Annotated in this window: 1 protein-coding gene; it reads right to left on the bottom strand. The window is 71.4% G+C overall.

Annotation, left to right across the window (positions count from 1 at the left end):
- Positions 1 to 173 precede the first annotated feature (173 nt).
- On the bottom strand, positions 174 to 1,887 hold a 1,714-nt coding region (locus AC1DZ6_RS24385; protein WP_477099685.1), incomplete at its 5' end, for a helicase-related protein.

The raw sequence follows: 1,887 nt of genomic DNA, 5'->3' as shown, positions 1-1,887 counted from the left end.
GGTGAGCAGGGCAGGCGGTTTAGGGGGCGACCGGACATGCCCCCACCTGACCGCTTCGCGGTCTGTCCGCCCCCATAGGGGGCGGAGGACGTCCCACAGCGCCCCTCTTCCCCCTCTGGGGGAGGAGCGCCGTAGGCGCGGAGGGGGCAAGTGCTCACCCCCTCCACATCAGACTACTTCTTCTTGAACGGCGCCTTGCCGCCGGCCGGCTTCTTGCCGAACGCGGGCTTGGGGCCGCCGAACGCCGGCTTGTCACCGAAGGCAGCCTTGGCCTTGAAGGGCTTGGGGCCCTTGAACGGCTTGGCCGGACCATCGTTGCTCTTGCCGGCATAGGGCTTGCCGCCCGTCGCGCCGTCGCGGGGACGGGCGACGTAAGGCGCCTTGGCCGGCTTGTTGTCCGGATCGTAGGGCACGCTCTCGCGGGCCTCACGCGGGGCGCGGCGCGGCGCCGGGCCTTCGTTCAGCGGCGAATAGGCCTTGGGGGCTTCATCGCGCGAGGCGCGGGGCTTGAAGTCGCGCGGGGCGTCGTCACGGGCCGGACGCGGCTTGAAATCACGCTTGGGACCATCGTCGCGCGGCTTGTAGTCGCGCTTGGGCTCTTCGCCGCGGGCGTAGGGCTTGGCGTTGCTGACGCCGTCGGCGCCGTAGCTCGACGGACGCGGACTGCTGTCGCGCGAACCTGGGGCGTTGGCGCGCGGACCACGGGGACCGGCGTCGTCACGGGGCGGACGCGGCGTGTATTCACGGCGCGGCGCGTCGTTGTCGTCACGCGGCGGACGGGGTGCGTATTCCTTGCGCGGACCCGAGGCGTCCCGGGCGGCCGGGGCCGTGGTCGGGGTGATGGTCACATCGTCGCGCACGGTCGCCTGGACAGCCGCGCCGAACTTCACTTCCGCCTCGGCCGAGATCTCGAACTTGGTGTCGTAGTCGAAGATCCGGATCGAGCCGATGTCCTTCTTGGTGATGTGGCCCAGACGGCAGATCAGCGGGATCAGCCACTTGGGGTCGGCGTTGTTGCGGCGGCCGGTGTTGAGGCGGAACCAGGCCGAATTGGCCATGTCGGAACGCGGCTCGCGCTCGGGACGGTCCCCGAAGTCGCGCGGACCACGGTCGGCGAAGCGGTCGCCGGYGTCGTTGCTGCGCGGGCCGACTTCGCGCGAGCGCGGGCCGGGATCGGCGCCGTGGCGCGGGTCGTCATAGATCTCTTCCGGAGCCGGCAGCTTGGCGCGGCGGGTGCGGATCAGGGCGGCGGCGATTTCCAGCGGGGTGCGCTTGGCCAGCATGGCTTCGGCCAGGGCGGTGTCTTCCTCGACCACGGCCTCGTCGAAGATCGGATCGTCGAGCAGGCGCTCGGTGTCCTTGAGGCGGATCTCGTCGGCGGTCGGGGCGCCGCCCCAGTGGCCTTCGACGCCGGCGGCCATCAGCAGCTGCTCGGCCTTGCGGCGGCGGGTGTAGGGCACCACGAGCGCCGAGACGCCCTTCTTGCCGGCCCGGCCGGTGCGGCCCGAACGGTGAAGCAGGGTGGCCTTGTTGACCGGGATTTCGGCATGGATCACCAGGCCCAGGTCGGGCAGGTCCAGGCCGCGGGCGGCGACGTCGGTGGCGACGCAGACGCGGGCGTGGCCGTCGCGCAGCGCCTGCAGGGCGTCGGCGCGTTCACGCTGGCTCAGTTCGCCCGACAGGCCGACCACGGCGAAGCCGCGCTCGCGCAGCTTGGCGTGCATCGACCGCACGCTTTCGCGCGTGTTGCAGAACACCAGGGCGCCGGGGCTTTCGAAATAGCGCAGCAGGTTGACGACCGCATGCTCGACTTCGTTGGGGGCCACGCGGACGGCGCGGTATTCGATGTCGCGGTGCGGCTCGTTGCGGCCGACCGTGTCGATGCGC

This window comes from Caulobacter sp. P1_B12_2, assembly GCF_056406675.1.
This window is presented reverse-complemented; position numbering and strand designations above follow the sequence as displayed.